Source organism: Paenibacillus sp. FSL K6-1566 (genome assembly GCF_038050475.1).
Lineage (GTDB): Bacteria > Bacillota > Bacilli > Paenibacillales > Paenibacillaceae > Paenibacillus_AQ > Paenibacillus_AQ lactis.
Map to the genome: position 1 here is coordinate 2,213,026 of NZ_JBBOSR010000001.1, position 16,059 is coordinate 2,229,084.

The window sequence follows — 16,059 nt, forward strand, 5'->3', positions numbered from 1 at the left end:
GGAGGGATAGAAAGGAGTCACTTTTGGAGAGCTGTACAGGACAAAGAAATAGTTCATGGTCATAGCTACATACGAATAAGTACCCCGTCGGGATGGTTCAGTTGTGAGTTTTTTATTTTTTCATGCGCTTTAAGAGGATCATAACAATCCATACGAGCAGTATCGTGGCTATAAATGGAAAAACCAGAGTGATAAGTTTCATTTTGAGAAACCTCCAGAATTATCTTTGGATTCGGATTCAATTACTATAAGGTAATTATAACAGCTACGAAGGTATATACGGCATTCGGTATGATACTAGACGCATAGGAATGAGGGCAGATGAGTCCAAAGAAAATGGATCAAAAAGGAGAGCAGAGCCGTCTTTTGTTACCCTCTTGTCCCTAAATCCCTATCAACTGTGAAATGGGGGATATGAGCACGTGCCAACAAATCTTTGTGATCATTAATGTATAAACTTAACTCCGAATACTTCTTCAGTTTCCTGCTGCAAGTGTGGTGTGAGAATGACGGTCTAGCCTCTTTATACTTGATCCCCCCCGCTGAAAGGATTGGTTAAAGATTGTCGTCCATTCGTGCTGTTCCCGAACAAAGAGTTTTGGATGATATTCATGTTGTGATTTACAATACTTACCGCCTCTCATAGAACATGCCAAAAGGTATAATCGATGGAGAGGTGTTCCTATGTTTATTAGCCCGATGTTATTAGAGACAGCAAGTGGCCCATTTAGCCACAATGATTATATATTTGAGCCCAAAATCGACGGGCACCGGCTCCTGTTCTCCCAGGAGGACGGCCGAATCCAGTTGTATACCCGGCATGAGACATGCTGCACGCGGCAGTATCCCGAGCTTCTGAAGCCGTTTGAACATGATATCCTTCTGGATGGTGAGGTTGCTTGTACCGATCCGCAGACGGGGCTGGTTGACTTCGAAAACGTCATGACCCGGTTCCAGGCCAAGAAGGAGCAGCGTATCCGGCAGCTAATGGACATATCGCCAGTGACCTATGTTGCGTTCGACATCCTGAGATACAAGGGGCAGGACCTTCGAGAGTTGCCCCTGCTGAGGCGTAAAGAGATTCTGGCAGGCATCAGCATGCCGAACAGACACTTCGGTATCATACCCTTTGTGGAGGGAGCAGGAGAGGCACTGTTTGGGCAAATGAGGGCCCAGGAGCTCGAGGGGATGGTCGGGAAGCTTCAGGGCAGCCGGTACGAGAGTCGCCGATCACCAGCCTGGCAGAAGGTCATCAATTGGACCTATGCCGAAGTGTTTATCACCGGCTACCGGAAAGAAGAATTCGGTTGGTTAACGACTGTGATGACGGAAAACGGGCGTCTGCGGCCGACTGGTATTGTCGAGCTGGGCGTGCCGCCGAAGGCCAAACGAGCCTTTTACGGAGTGAGCCAGCAGCTTGTAACGGGTGAGGATAAAAATTTCGTTCACCTGAAACCACGGATCCGGGCGAAGGTGAAAACCCGGAACTGGACCAAGGCAGGCATGCTGCGGTCGCCGGCGTTTGTTGAATTTGTCATTTGAATAGCAGAAGGAAAATCCCCTCTTCTTATCAAACCTATGGCTGTAAGGAAAAATAGAAGGGATTACTTGACCTGAAATAACTTATAACGGAGATACAACTGAAGGAGATTGAAAGGATAAAAAGCTGCCCTTAGGCGGCTTTTTCTTTTACATAAGAACGCAGGAAGAAGGTGTATGATATGATTCCGTTGCCGAAGAGCGTTGGGTTTATAATTTATTTGGGAAATGCAGGGATCGACTTCTCGATGTCGAAATACCAAATACCAATGAGTGAGAATCAAATCGGCTCCATGTTGTGGAAGTACTGACCATTAGAAGGGTGGTATCCTATGATTGAACTGGTGTATCATGTTGCCGTAACTGCTGATCTGTTCATTGCGGACAAAAATGGCGTTGCGGATGATTCCGTATTTCTGTATGCGGATGACGGCGGTGATTTCTTCGAAAGTGTCCGGCAGTATCATGCTGTATTGATGGGTAGAAAAACATATGAATATGGATTTCAATATGGATTGAAGCCGGGTGAACCTTCCGGAATTGCGCAGGCGGCTCATCCTGGACTGAAGCATTATATTTTCTCGAATCAAATGGAATTTGAATCCAATGAGCAAGTGGAGCTTGTCAAAGAGGATGTGGTGTCGTTTTGTACGAGGCTAAAACAGGAAACTACGGATCAGCAGAAAAAAATATGGTTATGCGGAGGAGGAAATCTGGCCGGAAAGCTCCTCGACCACCAATTGATTGACACGTTGATTTTGAAGGTCAATCCCATCATTCTTGGTGAAGGCATTCCGTTGTTTGGAGCCAGCAAGAAGAAAATCAATTTGAAATTAACTGACATCAAGTCTTATGAAAGCGGAGTGATCGTGCCTACTTATCAGATTATATATTGAGAGTCTGTATGCACCAGAAAGAGCTGCGCTATACTTACGAGTGCTGAATTTGTAAATACAAAGGAAGTACAACTTTAGCTTTATCTAGTGCCCTTCTACTCCTTGACGGGAAATCGTGTGTCATATACGAAAAGCACCTAATCGGGTGCTTTTTTTATGGGATTTGATTAACGGGATGAGTGATGTGTCAACTTACCGCGCAAACATATCAGGAAAAGAACCTGCCATTCACCCGGATCGACAAATTTGTTTGAGATATGGGGTAAAGCCCAATGAACAACAGATTTACTTTACCCTCAATAAAACCCTTTCGGCACCAATTCGACATTTCTGGACTGGTGAGTGAATGAGATAAAACAAAAGAACCCTTGCTACGCAAGGGCTCTCGGTGATGATCTGTAGTGGGCTCGAACCACTGACCCCCACCCTGTCAAGAGTATTGAATCAATGTATTGAGCATTAAAGGGATTTTTCACGTTTCATTGTGTTTAACCACAATCTAATTATTTGATTAACTCGAATTATAAAGTAGTCACATTAAAAAGTAAAGTGGTCACTTAGATTTCAGTGACAGGCCTTTACCTAATTTCACCAAAATTCAAATATAATATGGATTTTCTAATTTTACGATAAGAGTTATCGTTCACATGCTACTCCATCTTTATCTCGATCAAGTCTAGATTCATATCCTGGCTCATTTACCGTTATGTTGGAGTATCCTCTGTAAAAAGCATCTGTACAATTTTCAAAGTAGATATTTTCTTGTTTATGAACAGTGCTGTCGTCATTACTGTTAGGGATTAAAGAGAGTAAATATCCTCCAAAGCATAAAGATCCAATTATCAAAACAACTTTAAATACGCCACCTATAACCTCAAGGATTGTGAATAGGTTATTCTTTAAATTACGCCGCTTGAGATACCCAATTACTAAGATATAGCACAGTAAGAAAAACAATGAAGTATATGTAACTTCTCGAAATGTCTTATTCTCAATTGAAGTAGCGAAAACTCCAATTGCCGAAAAGAAAGCATAAAAACGCAATATATATCTGATAAATTTCAGTTTATTAGTAAAGATGGCAAGATAACTAGCAATGAAACACACTAATGAAACGGATAGCATTATCCAAAATAATTGGTAATCATTCATTACGATACCCCTCATACCAAACTATTACATCTCAATGGTAAAATCGCATACTTATTCTAGTTTGTCAATAATAACTGGTTAATGCTGAACTTGATCTCATCAATTCAGAATCTGTTTATCGATAGGTTAAAGAGGAAAGAAATATGTCCACACTTAGAATTTTTCATTAACCCTTATAAACATTGGTGTTTTTCACTGTTTCAAAGTTACGGGAATACTCTCTTTCCTTATAAACATTGAGTTTTTCCCAAAAACTAGATGGTCTTTAAGGGAATGGGTAATGTTGAATTGGAAGAAAAAGTCTAACCTTTTGGAACTATTTCATAATCCCTTTTAAACATTGACTTTTTTCACTCTTTTTCAAGTGGTAACGAGATGAGCAAATGCAATAATGCCTTATAGAATAACACTTTTCCTAAAATCCAGATGGTCTTTAAGGGAGTGATTGATCGTTTTATATAGTGAAAGAGAAGATGAAAAATAGGCGATAAAAATCACTAAACTCATTTTCCCATATGAACATTAAAGTTTTATAACGAAAAAATTTAAAAACTTCTAGCACCGCTAGTGTAAAGATAGAAAATCCCCTTATTTTATATGGACTTTTGAGAAAATTCCATATTATGTAAAATGGTCTTTAAGGGAGAGCGAGTCATCTGCCAAAACTGAAAATAATATCGTTCGTTACAACTTTATAGGTTGATGGAGCATTATAGCCAAAACTTGCACACTTTTAAAATGAAAACATGCAAAAAACCTATATAAAATAAGTGGTTTTTGAGGACCCGAAAGGTCTCCATATGATAGGAGTGTAAAAATCGCTAAAAACGTCACACTTTTTTTAAAAAAGGTCAAAAAAACCCTTATAAACAAATGTGTTTTTGACTACCCCAAAGTAATACATATGATAGGGGTAAAGCAAAACGTGTTAGGAAAATAGAAATTGTCTGTCTTAATACGATTTTCCTTATGCAGTAAGTGTTTTTCACCAACAGTTAAAATGAAAACTCTTAATTGTTCTACTCGTGTCTTCCTTAAAAGTCGAAATTCCCCTTATAAACATTGGACTTTTTCATGTTCGACCTCAAACAGCAAAATGGTCTTTTAGGGAGAGAGTGTCATCTGCCAAAACTGAAAATAGTTTCAAAACTACATTATGGTCAAGTTTTGGTGATGTTATTGTTGATAACCTTAAACGAAATATTGATAAGGAACTAGGCTTTGGATATATGCAATGTGAGATTTGTGGTGTAAGAATAACACATTATAAAACAAAAAAGTTTTGTCAGGCATGCTTTAAAAACCATCGCTTAGAACAACAGAGAATATGGATACAAAAAAAGCGCTCTAAAGTGTCGACAAAATAGGATGATCTATTTTCCCTTATAAACATTGATCTTTTTGACTATTTTTATGTAAAGTAAACAAATCATAAATATATATATAACTCAAAAAACCTTATAAACATTGGCTTTTTTGATTTGTTTAATAAATATAAACAAAATGCATAATAGTCTTTAAGGGAGAGCATGTCTTGCCCTAATATCCAAAGTTAAAGAGGCTTCAAGAAGATATAGGGATAAAAATAAAAATAAGAAATAGAACTGACTGAAAATATGTACCAAGGGTTTGCGGCTTTCTCTAAAAAGTTTATATAGTGATAGAAGACTATCAATCTTTCATTGATTCTGCAGTTCACCTTACCTGTAGGATGAATGAAGGACTGATCACCCTTCACTTTTTACAATATTTATATACCTCCAACTTGAGGCACTCCATTATGGGGTGTCTCTTTTTTGTAAAATATTTTACTTGGAGAAATCAAGAGAGGATGAATTAAATGTCAGACCAAACATTTACGCAGGAACAGGTTGCTGAATTTATTACAGCCGAGAAAGCGAAATGGGAAACTGAAATTCTTCAACCAGTGATGACTGAACGTAATGACCTGCTTCAGTTCAAGCCAGTGGAGAAATCAGATGCAGAAAAGGCGCTTGAACAACGTGAACAGGAATTGTTCAAGAAAGAAATGTCGATTGAGTTGAAGGCACATGGCTTGGAGGACTTTGCTGATTTTATTAATGTCGAAAAAGTCGATGAACTGAAGTCTAAGATTGAGTCATTGAACAAAATCTTAGAAGCAAGGAAAGTAAACTCGTCATATATACCCGATGACCACAAGCAAACAACAGCATATGATCAAGCAGCATCCAAGAATGATGTTACTGGCATGATTAGTGCAAAATTATCTAAACTATTTAACTAAAACAAATCTAAGGAGAATGATAAAACAATGTTTAAATCTACTAACCTAACAAACAGCGAATCTATTTCACTTTCAAAAGAAATTATTAAAATTGGTATTACTGATACTCCTCTAACTTCTCTGATTTTGGCTAAAGGTCTTACTGAAAAAGCAAATGGCACAGTACATACTTGGCGAGAAAAGACGTATGACAACACTGAAGATGTGTCCGTTGTTGAAGGTAACGACAACCCGACATTCTATCAAAGCGGTCGTGCTGAGATGAATAACGTGCTTGAACTGTTCCAGAAAGGTGTTTCTGTGAGTGGAACGGCAAATGCAATCAATGCACAGGGTCAAGGTAATATCTTCTCTAGTGAGGTTGCTGACCGTCTAACAGAACTTAAAGTGAACATCGAAAAACAAGTAACCAAAGGTGTTAAGAACGATGGTTCTGCAACTCCTTTTGTTCGTCGTATGGCTGGACTTGAAACGTGGGCTGATGCATCTAACCTTGTCACTGGGGCAGCAAGTGGAGTGATTTCAGAAACTGAGGTAAAAGCAACTGTAAAGAAACTTTGGGATCAAGGACTGCCAACAGGAGAATACTTTGCATTGGTTAATGCTGATCTTAAAGAACAAATTGATGCTTTGTATAAAGACAAGTATAACTATATTGCTCAAACTAACGTGTTCGGCATTATTGTTTACGCTGAAGCATAATGCCCGAAAGCTGACGGTGTTGCCTGTCCGGGGATTGACGAATATAATGTCCGTATCACAGAAAAGGAAAAGGATGCCTCCATATAGCGTGAGCCTGTTCGCGCAAGCTCACTGGAGACATCCCCTCACAAAACGTATGATCATTGTATCAAATTACGAGCTGGTTGAGAAGATCCCCGGCGTTTTTTGTTAGGTGTGCAGAAATTGTTCCTAGTCCTTGTTGCATTGCGAGTTTGACGGTGATCGGGAGCCGAAAACGGAAGCTTGTACATGCTACGGGAGAAAAGAGCGTCTTGGTCATCCGAAGACTACGTTGTACGGCTTGCCGGAAGATTCATCATGAGTTACCGGACTGCATTGTGCCTTACAAGCGTTACGAATCAGAATGTGTGGAGAATGTCATTGCGTCTGAACCCACGGAAGTAGATGTTGCCGCAGACAACTCCACACTGTACCGTTGGCGGACTTGGCTTTGCTCAATGGCTACCTACTGGTTAGGGTGCCTAGAGTCCATCGCCATTCGCTTTCATCTAGATGTTGTGAAGGAACCGTCCGCACCTTCACAAACTGCACACCATAGATTCGGACGTTATGTCGGAGATGCCGATGGATGGCTAGCAAGAGTTGTCCGACCTGTTGTGAATTCAAAATTGTGGGTACATACCCGTTCTGCATTCTTGTCCGAAGCCCTCTGAGATAGACTCGTAAACGAATCTACCAAAAGAGGTGTAAACGGATGAAAGATCAGAAGAAAGCGGAACAGATCGCTGCGGATCGTGTGCAGCTCCTTGCCCCGTTGCTTACGGAAGGGCTCGACCCGGCAAAGGCGAGGGAAATCAAGCAAAGAATTTGCGAGCAAATCGGAATATCGGAGAGAACGCTGCGGCGGTATTTAGCAGCCTACCGGCAAGATGGCTTTGGCGGATTAAAGCCGAAGAGCAAAGGAAAACAACCCACAGCCCCCGCCATTCCACCGGAGGTCTTGGAGCAAGCGATCTTGCTGCGGCGGGAAGTGCCAAGTCGCAGTGTTGCCCAGATCATTCAGATCTTGGAATGGGAAGGCCGCGTTAAGCCAGGTCAAATCAAACGGAGCACGCTTCAAGAGAAGCTCACTGAACGTGGTTATAGCACAAGGCATATGCGAATGTATGCAAACTCAGGTGTAGCGGCTCGACGATTCCAACAGCCACACCGCAATCGTCTATGGCACTCGGACATAAAGTACGGTCCGTATCTGCCCATTGGACCGGACGGAGCGATGAAACAAGTGTTTCTCGTTACCTTTATCGACGACGCGACGAGGTTTGTCCTGCACGGTGAGTTTTACCCGGTCATGGACAAGACGATCATTGAAGACAGCTTCCGAAAGGCCATTCAGAAGTACGGTGTTCCGGAAGCCGTGTACTTCGACAACGGGAAGCAGTATCGAACTAAGTGGATGACGCGAACGTGCTCCAAGCTCGGCATTCGCCTTCTGTTTGCTAGGCCATACTCGCCCGAATCAACCGGGAAAGTTGAACGCTTCAACCGGGTGGTAGATTCTTTCCTTAGCGAAGCAGCACTTGAAAAACCAAAGACGCTTGACCGCCTGAATGAATTGTTCGAAGTTTGGCTTTCGGAATGCTACCAGAACAAGCCGCATTCAGCACTTGACAAACGAAGCCCTGAAACCGCCTTTCGAAGTGACAAGAAGGCGCTTCGGTTTGTGGAACTAGAGATACTCGCCAATGCATTCCTTCATTGCGAAACCCGCAAAGTCGACAAAACCGGGTGCATCAGCTTCTTGGAGCGTAAATATGAAGTGGGGCTTCCGTTCATCGGATGTACCGTGGATGTCGTGTATGACCCGGCGGACATCACCGAGCTCGTGATCGAGTACGAAGGTCACGAACCATGGAAGGTAAAGGAACTCGTAATCGGGGAACGTGTCGGGAAACGTCCTCCACTGCCGGATCAACTTCAGCCGCTGCCGGCAGATTCATCGCGGCTGTTAAGCGTTGCTGAAGTACAAAGTCGCGGGCGCCGCGCTGAGCAAGTGCCGGCCATCAGCTTCCGTAAGAAAGGCAAGGTGAATGGCAATGTTTGAGGCATTCTATGAGCTTAGCCGTTCACCGTTCTCCAGGGACATTCTGCCTAGTGAGTTATATGAGTCGGAAATTTTGGAGGAGACGCTGGGGCGGCTAGAATATGCGGCAGAACGGCAATGGTTTGCGGTCGTGACCGGTGACTGCGGAACCGGAAAGACAACAACGATTCGGCGGTTTGCCGAAGAACTGGATCCTGCGAAGTTCAAGGTGCTCTATCTGTCGGATTCAAAACTGACACCGCGGCACTTCTACAAGGGGCTGCTGGAACAACTCGGTTGTGAATCGAAGTTTTATCGCGGGGATGCGAAACGTCAGCTGCATCGAGAGATCGAGCTCATGCGGGGAATTCATGGACTGCAGCCCGTCGTGGTCGTGGATGAAAGTCATCTTTTGGACCGAGAGATGCTGGAGGAAGTTCGCTTTCTACTAAATTTCAAGATGGATGCTCAAAGCCCAATGGCCCTCATCCTCGTCGGGCAAAGTGAATTGTGGGATCGCATTAACCTACAAGCCTACGCTGCGATTCGTCAACGCATCGATCTTCAATGCAAACTTCCGCATTATGACCGGGCCCAAACAGGAGCCTACATCGAGAGACACATGACTTATGCCGGTGCGGAACGAGACATCTTCACTGACGGAGCTATTGACGACATCTATCGTTACTCTGGCGGAGCAGCTAGGCTAATTAACAAAGTATGTACTCATTGCATGCTCTACGGCGCACAGAACAAACACCGCATTATCGACGATCATATGGTTAAGCGCGTCATTCAGGGAGAATTATCATAATTCTCCCTCTCGTATATCCGGATGCGGTCAGATTAACCGTCAATAGCAGGATAACTTACACCATCAATCTCCGGACATTATGCGTTAGCAATAACAGCATTATCGTTGATGTTATTCGCACAAACTATGGCAACCTGAATATTCTTCTTTCTCGTCATGCTTCCGCTGATAAGATGACTGTATTTGATGTCAATGCTTTGTCCCTGGCATTCCTTCGTGAAGCACAATTCGAAGCACTTGCCAAAACAGGTGATAGCGTCAAAGGTCAAGTAATCGCAGAGGGTACGCTGAAAGTAGCAAGTAAGAAAGCCGTAGCACAATATACTCTTAAAGCCTAATACATTCTAAAGGGTGGGGGATTTCCTCCACTCTTTTTCTAATAAATTTTTTTAGGGAGATAATCTTATGTCTGAGCGGATGGAATGGAAGATAAAAAGAATCCAACGCAACATTAAACAAATAGACGTTGCGACACATCTCAAATGTAGCAGCACCTTAATAAGTTTGTACGAAAATAATAAGGGTGAAATGTCACCAGAGTTTATAGCAAGATACAAACAATTTATTGAAAGCAATAACTATAACCAATAAGGCAGGTGTAAAAATGAATAGATTGATTTTAACTCCCTTTTGATAATTGGCAGATTTAAAGCCACTATTATTAGGGAGTAATCAAAATGTAAGAGTTAGATGAAATCTATATCATCTAATATGCAAGAAGTTTTAAGAAATAAATTTCCAACATGGACAAATGATACAGAACAAGGGAAATATGATTTGTGTTTATCCAACGATTTAGATTCATTATTGTCTTGTTTATATCTTGAACAGTTAAAAGGTTATAAGGTGAATTACTTTTATGACTTTAATCGTATTTTCAAAGCCAACGATACAGGCAAGAAAGTAATTGGGGTTGACATGGCATTAGAGCATGGGATGGTGTGGGACAATCACATTACTAAATTACATAAGTCAGATCAGGTAAATCAAAATGCGGCTAACGTAAACGCAGTAACAGGAATTAGCAGGGATAATTACTATCAGAAGTTTTGCGGCTCCACATTGCTTCAAATTCTTAGTTATTATAAAGTTCCAATGCCTAAGAGTAGAGAAGCCAAGTTAATACTGCTTGCAATTGATAGCACCTTTCTTGGTTACTACAGTAATGATTTTAAACAGATTAATCACAATTGGTTAGAGCAACTACAACTGTATGAACTGTTGGATGTATTGGAATCTGAACCAACCAAAGCAGAGTTTTATCGAGTGAAAAAGCAATACAACTTAGACTCACAGATTCAGGTGAATGATAACGGAATATTATCTACAAACATCGACCTTGCAGCCATGCAGGGTTTATTTGCGTTTCCGTTATGTTTATCAGCAGAGAAATTTAATATAACTCACACATTCAAGAGAACAGGACGATATGAGTTAACCAAAGGAAGAGAATACAGTAAACACGATATTAGAGGTCTATACAGTATCGCACTTACTCATAAAAACAAATTCAAATATACAGCAGGAAGTAAGACAGTCTAATGGCTGTCTTTTCTTCTGCTAACAAAAGGAGATAACGCTATGGAACGTGATAACAACTTTTTTTATGTGTACGACAAGGGATTAGTAAAGCATCTACGCTATGACAAAGGAATTGAATTTAACTGTACGGGTTTGAATATCAAGTCTAAAGATCAGTTTTGGCAATTTACTAAATCCGAAGCACTTTATCAAGCAGTAACGGCTTTTATGCAACAACGAAAAAGCAAGTGATTAATTTTTAATGGAATGGCTTTTAATGGAGGGATTAAATGAAGGATGTAATTAAGCAATTAAATGATTTGTATATAATCCAGCGAGGACATTATTTGATTCAATATCCTTTTGGATATAAGCAATACACACAGGGACAAGTAGATGATAAGGGAAGAAAGGTTAAACCTTTGCTGGATTGGCAGTTTGAGAAGCATTTAGAAGGAATAATGACAGTTGGAACATTCAGTAGGTTCTTTAGTAAGTTCATGACCTTTGATGTTGACTTTCATGATGCGTATCAAGCCAAGTGGGTTACATATAAAGTTTCTCATGCTCTGGATAATCTCGGCATTAACGAACATTACATTAGTTTCAGCGGCAATAAAGGTTATCACATCGATATTTTCTTTGAGGACTTAATTTCCATTGAGCAAGCAAAGAAATTCTTTAACTTTGTTATCAACTATGCAGATTTACCTAGCGTATTTGATGCTGGAAACAAAGTGGAATTTCGTGTAACGGATAAGTTAGGAGTTAAGTTACCTCTAGGCAAGCATCAACTGAGTGGTAACTATTGTGGCTTCTGTAAGGTTGAAGATGGTTTAAAGGTAATGGACGTAACAGAGAGCCATGAATACCTATTCACCGTTAAGAAGATACAACGACAGCAGGTTTTAGATATTCTTGACATGGAAGATGAGATTGACTTTGATAGTGAAACGATTATTAAAACAGAAAAGGCAATAAGTAGTTATGTAGCACCTGAAAATCATAACCAGTCAGAGGATTATTCCATCAGTAGGGCTATTGATTTGTTACAGAACGGTTTAAAGATTCAAGGCAGCCGACACAATTCAATATTATTGATTGGCATGTATCTCAAATATAGTGGCCTAGATGAAGAGGAATGCAAGCAGGAACTACATTCATGGATGGATCGGCAGAACACGGAGAATTATTCATCTAGTTTAGAGGAATGTCATAAAGACATTGACCAAGTTGTGAAGGATATATTCGAACGTAATTATAACTTAGCGGCAACGAATAAAGATTTGACGGTTTCATTTAACGAAATCAAATGGATTATGGAAAATTGTCCTGATAAGAATCAAAAACTAATTACATATGCCATGTTGTTACACTCGAAACGTCATGCGAATATGCAAGGCGTTTTTTATTTTACCTTTAACAGTATTGCAAGTTCTACAGGGCTTACGGAGAAAACAGTTAGAACGCAAGTAAATAAATTGATTGAGTTAGGTGTAATTGAAGCCGTGGAGCGAAACAGAAAAGCAAAAGGTAAAGTCAGTGACGGTAAATACAATTTGCCGAATTTGTACCGAATTAATATTGATGTTCCAGTTGACTCATCTGCAGATACATTCATTACGAACATCGGCACTGACTTTAGGCAGTGTTTGAAGTTCTATTTCACAGATAAAGAATTAAAGAAGATGTTACCTAGACGACAATATGAAAGCATCATTGCTTAATTGATTTTGCCGTTTAATACTTCTAGTTCCTTATAGGTCAAGGGCTTTACCCCCTAAACCCATACTAAAATAATAAATAATCTATTGTAGGTAAAAATGTACAACTATATAAAAGTAAGTGAACAGGGAATTTAATCAAAGGAGATAATCTAAATGAAAAAAATGATGGGTAACTTGTTAAACAAATTGGCAATGATGGGTGTTTATGTGTTGCTTGGGTATATGACATACATTCTTTATTTAGTCATGGGTGAACTTATCAAGTCTGTATACCATATTTGTTTTGGAGGTTAGGTAAATGACAATATATGATGTGTTGAAAAAACTTCCTTACAAAAAGCAGTTATATGTTAAGTATAAATTCAACTTGTGGATGGACAGAGAACGGGAGATGTCCGAAGAGGAATTTCTAAAGCAAGTTGATTTGAAAACAATGGGGACGTATTACCGTTGGGAGCGGACTCCTGAATTTAAGCACATTACTTCAATTGTTCTGGCTACAAAACAGGCAAATGATCTTTTAGAGATATATGAGCAACTGAAAATTAAAGTTGAATCAAATCCTAATCCCAAGGATATTGAGATGATGCTAAAACTGATGAAGGAAATAAATCTGCATAACAAAGAAGCAGAGAAATTTTTTGCTAAGAATGATGAAGAAGATGAGGATGATGATTTAGAGTTGTAGAACCTCACCTGCATATTGAAGGAAATGGTAGTTTAACAGACCGTCACGATGACGGTTACCAAGGGGTGAAGTCCATAGTGAACTTCACCTTTATAGTTCTGATCCATTGTCGAGAAGGTGAGGGCTTCTATGAGGTTCTAAAGATTGCAATTTGTTTATCAATGTATTTACTCGCTTGAGGGCTAAGGAAAATCCCTTTACATGAATTACATTGAATGGCTGGGATATTTTCGATGACTAGCGTTTTACCGTTCTCCTGGTGTTCCATTGTGTGAAGGATATTGGTTAGATTAGTTGATCCACATTCAACACATTTTGTAGGGCTCATGTTCTCCTGCTCCTTTTTAAATGGACTCATGGTGATTGCTCACCGCTTATTTGAATATGCGAAAAATTTCCGCTGGTTCTGGATGAACTATCCCGAATTTTGTGAATGTTCCAAACTGATGTAAGGAGGTGACAAATTGGAACGTATAGATATTTTCATTAAATTTATTGCTGGTGCATTCACTGGAATAGTATCTTGGATGGTTGGAGGATTTGGATTAGTATTTACAGTTCTTATTGCTCTGATGGCTATAGACTTTATCACAGGTATTCTGGTTGGTATTTGTGAAAAGAAAGTAAATAGCAGGATTGGAACAAAAGGATTAATCAAGAAGTTATATATAATCCTTTTGATTGGAGCCGTATACCTAATTGAGGTTGCAATATTAAAAAGCAATGGAATAGTAACAGATGGGGTTTCAGGCGCTTTTTGTGTAATTGAGTTTGTAAGTTTAACCGAAAATGGCGGAAAATTGGGTATCCCTCTACCAGACAAGGTAAAGGATATTATTCTTGTTTTAAAAAATAAAGAAAAGCAGGACGCAAATACATAGACATACAAAAACCCTGGATGCTTTCCAGCGGTTTGAGTCACCGATGCTTTCGGTTTTGATTAATGATAATACATAAGGAAGTATTTGTAAATGGCGCTCTTTCAACTTTCAGGAGCGTCTTTTTTGCGTTCAGAAAGGAGATTAAATGGTAGTAGCAACAGCAAAGAAGAAAAGCAAATTTGATTTGGTTATGGATGATTTTAAGGCATTTGCCAAGAACTTTGTGAAGATCGTTGACAATGAGGGGAATGCTGTTCCGTTTGTGCTGAATAAGGAACAATCTGATTTTATAGATCAGATGCAGAAGTTTAATATCATTGCTAAGTCACGCCAAATTGGATTTAGCACAATGAGTTTGGCTTATTGTCTGTATAATGCGGTCAAATATCCAAACACAAGTTATATGATTGTTTCATTATCAGGTGAATCAGTAACGGCATTGTTTGAGCGGTTGAAATTCATGAATGATAACCTGCCGAGAACAAAGTATCCATTCCCTAAAACGGATAGAGATAATAGAGGTGAACTGTGTTTGAGCAATGGTTCACGGGTTCAGATAGCAGCCAGTGATGGTAAACAGATTGGACGTGGTAATACATATCAATTTGTTTTGTTATCTGAGTTCGCTTTTTATCAAGGCGACCAATCAAAGGTATTAACAAGTTTGGAACAAGCGTTAGCCAAGAATCCAACAAGTAAATTAGTTATTGAGACAACGGCTAACGGAACAGGCAACTATTATTATGATCTGTTTATGCGTTCATGGAAAGGCAGAACAAACTATAAAGCGTTCTTCTACGGCTGGACAAGTAATGCATATAAAGACCAGTTTAAGTTTGAACATGATATAGCAGAAGAATGGTATAAAGCACAGAATAAGGGACAACGCCTAAGCAAGAATGATCTAACAGAAGAAGAAAAGCGCATTATGGATATGGGTGCTAACTTAAGAATGTTGATGTGGAGACAATGGAAGATATCATCTATGTCTTTATCAGATTTCCAAACTGAATTTCCTTCATATCCAGAAGAAGCATTTAAGACGAGTGGACAAAATGTTTTCGATCAATCAAAAATCCTTGAACGTTTAGAATGTGTCCCTAACCCTCTAAGTAAAGATGAATTAATGACTGAATTGCCTGAAGCGTTACATAAATATATAGGTAAAGGTTTGATTGTCTACCGTTTGCCTAAACGTGGTATTAGATACTACGGTGGAAGTGACGTATCAAGTGGTTCAGGCGGTGATAGTTCTACCCTATCGCTAATGGATGCTGAGGGTGTCCAGGTATTAGCGTTTAACCATAACAAAGTGAGTGTGTACGAGTTTGCAGAACTGCTGAATCTGATTGGAAGGTATTATAACTATGCGTTCCTCTGTATCGAGAAAAACTCCTACGGTTTGCCAGTGATTGAGCGCCTTAGAAATGATCATCAATATATGAATCTATATAAACATAAGACATTTGATCAGAAGGGGAATAAGAAGTTTGCCCTTGGTTGGCTTACTACCGATAAGACTAAAGCAATAATGATAAGCGACTATAAGGAATCATTTGAAAAGGGATTAATCCTTGTTAATGATAAGGAAACCCTACAGCAAATGATTCTTTTTATTGAGATAAACGGGAAGATGGGCAACAAAAAAGGGATCAATAATCATGATGACATGGTTATAGCAGCGGCTTTAGCAGTCCAAGCACGGAAAAATAATAAGTGGTATGTATAAAAAGGAGTTGTCAAAATGGGAACTATAAATGAGTTTATTAGCGAGTATGGATATAACAACAATTGGTTCGTTGAGTTTG

17 protein-coding genes are annotated in these 16,059 nt (G+C 39.8%); 15 read left to right on the forward strand and 2 right to left on the reverse strand.

Annotation, left to right across the window (positions count from 1 at the left end):
* Nucleotides 1-684 precede the first annotated feature (684 nt).
* Nucleotides 685-1,542: an ATP-dependent DNA ligase gene (locus NST08_RS09460; protein ID WP_144866493.1), complete on the forward strand. Its 858-nt coding sequence runs from the start codon at nt 685-687 to the stop codon at nt 1,540-1,542.
* A 329-nt stretch (nt 1,543-1,871) separates the two neighbouring features.
* A complete protein-coding gene (locus NST08_RS09465) occupies nt 1,872-2,435 on the forward strand; it encodes a dihydrofolate reductase family protein (RefSeq protein ID WP_007129541.1) in 564 nt (187 codons plus the stop codon).
* Nucleotides 2,436-3,071: 636 nt separating this feature from the next.
* Here the strand turns inward: NST08_RS09465 and NST08_RS09470 are convergent.
* Nucleotides 3,072-3,587, reverse strand: a complete 516-nt coding sequence (locus tag NST08_RS09470) for an excalibur calcium-binding domain-containing protein (RefSeq protein WP_341341701.1) — start codon at nt 3,585-3,587, stop codon at nt 3,072-3,074.
* A 1,840-nt stretch (nt 3,588-5,427) separates the two neighbouring features.
* On the opposite strand from NST08_RS09470, the gene NST08_RS09475 reads away from it, so the two are divergent.
* From NST08_RS09475 to NST08_RS09525, 11 genes are all read left to right on the forward strand, one after another.
* A complete protein-coding gene (locus tag NST08_RS09475) occupies nt 5,428-5,853 on the forward strand; it encodes a hypothetical protein (protein ID WP_341341702.1) in 426 nt (141 codons plus the stop codon).
* A 27-nt stretch (nt 5,854-5,880) separates the two neighbouring features.
* Nucleotides 5,881-6,555 carry an SU10 major capsid protein gene (locus NST08_RS09480; protein ID WP_341341703.1) on the forward strand — a complete coding sequence of 225 codons (675 nt, stop codon included), beginning with the start codon at nt 5,881-5,883 and terminating at the stop codon, nt 6,553-6,555.
* Nucleotides 6,556-6,719: 164 nt separating this feature from the next.
* Nucleotides 6,720-7,250: a DUF6431 domain-containing protein gene (locus NST08_RS09485; RefSeq protein WP_285852639.1), complete on the forward strand. Its 531-nt coding sequence runs from the start codon at nt 6,720-6,722 to the stop codon at nt 7,248-7,250.
* Between the two features lie 41 nt (nt 7,251-7,291).
* Complete coding sequence (locus tag NST08_RS09490) at nt 7,292-8,641, forward strand: DDE-type integrase/transposase/recombinase (protein ID WP_251537694.1); 1,350 nt, start codon at nt 7,292-7,294, stop codon at nt 8,639-8,641.
* A complete protein-coding gene (locus NST08_RS09495; RefSeq protein ID WP_251537695.1) occupies nt 8,634-9,434 on the forward strand; it encodes an ExeA family protein in 801 nt (266 codons plus the stop codon). The genes NST08_RS09490 and NST08_RS09495 overlap by 8 nt, the downstream gene beginning before the upstream one ends.
* A 101-nt stretch (nt 9,435-9,535) precedes the next feature.
* On the forward strand, nt 9,536-9,772 hold the full coding sequence (locus NST08_RS09500) for an SU10 major capsid protein (RefSeq protein WP_341342623.1): 237 nt from the start codon (nt 9,536-9,538) through the stop codon (nt 9,770-9,772).
* A 352-nt stretch (nt 9,773-10,124) separates the two neighbouring features.
* On the forward strand, nt 10,125-10,976 hold the full coding sequence (locus tag NST08_RS09505; RefSeq protein ID WP_341341704.1) for a hypothetical protein: 852 nt from the start codon (nt 10,125-10,127) through the stop codon (nt 10,974-10,976).
* Between the two features lie 39 nt (nt 10,977-11,015).
* On the forward strand, nt 11,016-11,207 hold the full coding sequence (locus NST08_RS09510; RefSeq protein WP_341341705.1) for a hypothetical protein: 192 nt from the start codon (nt 11,016-11,018) through the stop codon (nt 11,205-11,207).
* A gap of 38 nt (nt 11,208-11,245) precedes the next feature.
* The gene (locus tag NST08_RS09515; RefSeq protein ID WP_341341706.1) at nt 11,246-12,682 is read left to right on the forward strand and encodes a TOTE conflict system archaeo-eukaryotic primase domain-containing protein; all 1,437 of its coding nucleotides are present in this window, start codon (nt 11,246-11,248) and stop codon (nt 12,680-12,682) included.
* Between the two features lie 153 nt (nt 12,683-12,835).
* Nucleotides 12,836-12,976, forward strand: a complete 141-nt coding sequence (locus tag NST08_RS09520; RefSeq protein ID WP_341341707.1) for a hypothetical protein — start codon at nt 12,836-12,838, stop codon at nt 12,974-12,976.
* A 4-nt stretch (nt 12,977-12,980) separates the two neighbouring features.
* The gene (locus NST08_RS09525) at nt 12,981-13,370 is read left to right on the forward strand and encodes a hypothetical protein (RefSeq protein ID WP_341341708.1); all 390 of its coding nucleotides are present in this window, start codon (nt 12,981-12,983) and stop codon (nt 13,368-13,370) included.
* A 127-nt stretch (nt 13,371-13,497) separates the two neighbouring features.
* On the opposite strand, the gene NST08_RS29905 is transcribed toward NST08_RS09525, so the two are convergent.
* Nucleotides 13,498-13,728: a YgiT-type zinc finger protein gene (locus tag NST08_RS29905; RefSeq protein WP_445933631.1), complete on the reverse strand. Its 231-nt coding sequence runs from the start codon at nt 13,726-13,728 to the stop codon at nt 13,498-13,500.
* Nucleotides 13,729-13,834: 106 nt separating this feature from the next.
* On the opposite strand from NST08_RS29905, the gene NST08_RS09530 reads away from it, so the two are divergent.
* Complete coding sequence (locus tag NST08_RS09530) at nt 13,835-14,251, forward strand: phage holin family protein (RefSeq protein WP_341341709.1); 417 nt, start codon at nt 13,835-13,837, stop codon at nt 14,249-14,251.
* A gap of 145 nt (nt 14,252-14,396) precedes the next feature.
* Nucleotides 14,397-15,980, forward strand: a complete 1,584-nt coding sequence (locus NST08_RS09535; protein ID WP_341341710.1) for a phage terminase large subunit family protein — start codon at nt 14,397-14,399, stop codon at nt 15,978-15,980.
* Nucleotides 15,981-16,059: the final 79 nt, after the last annotated feature.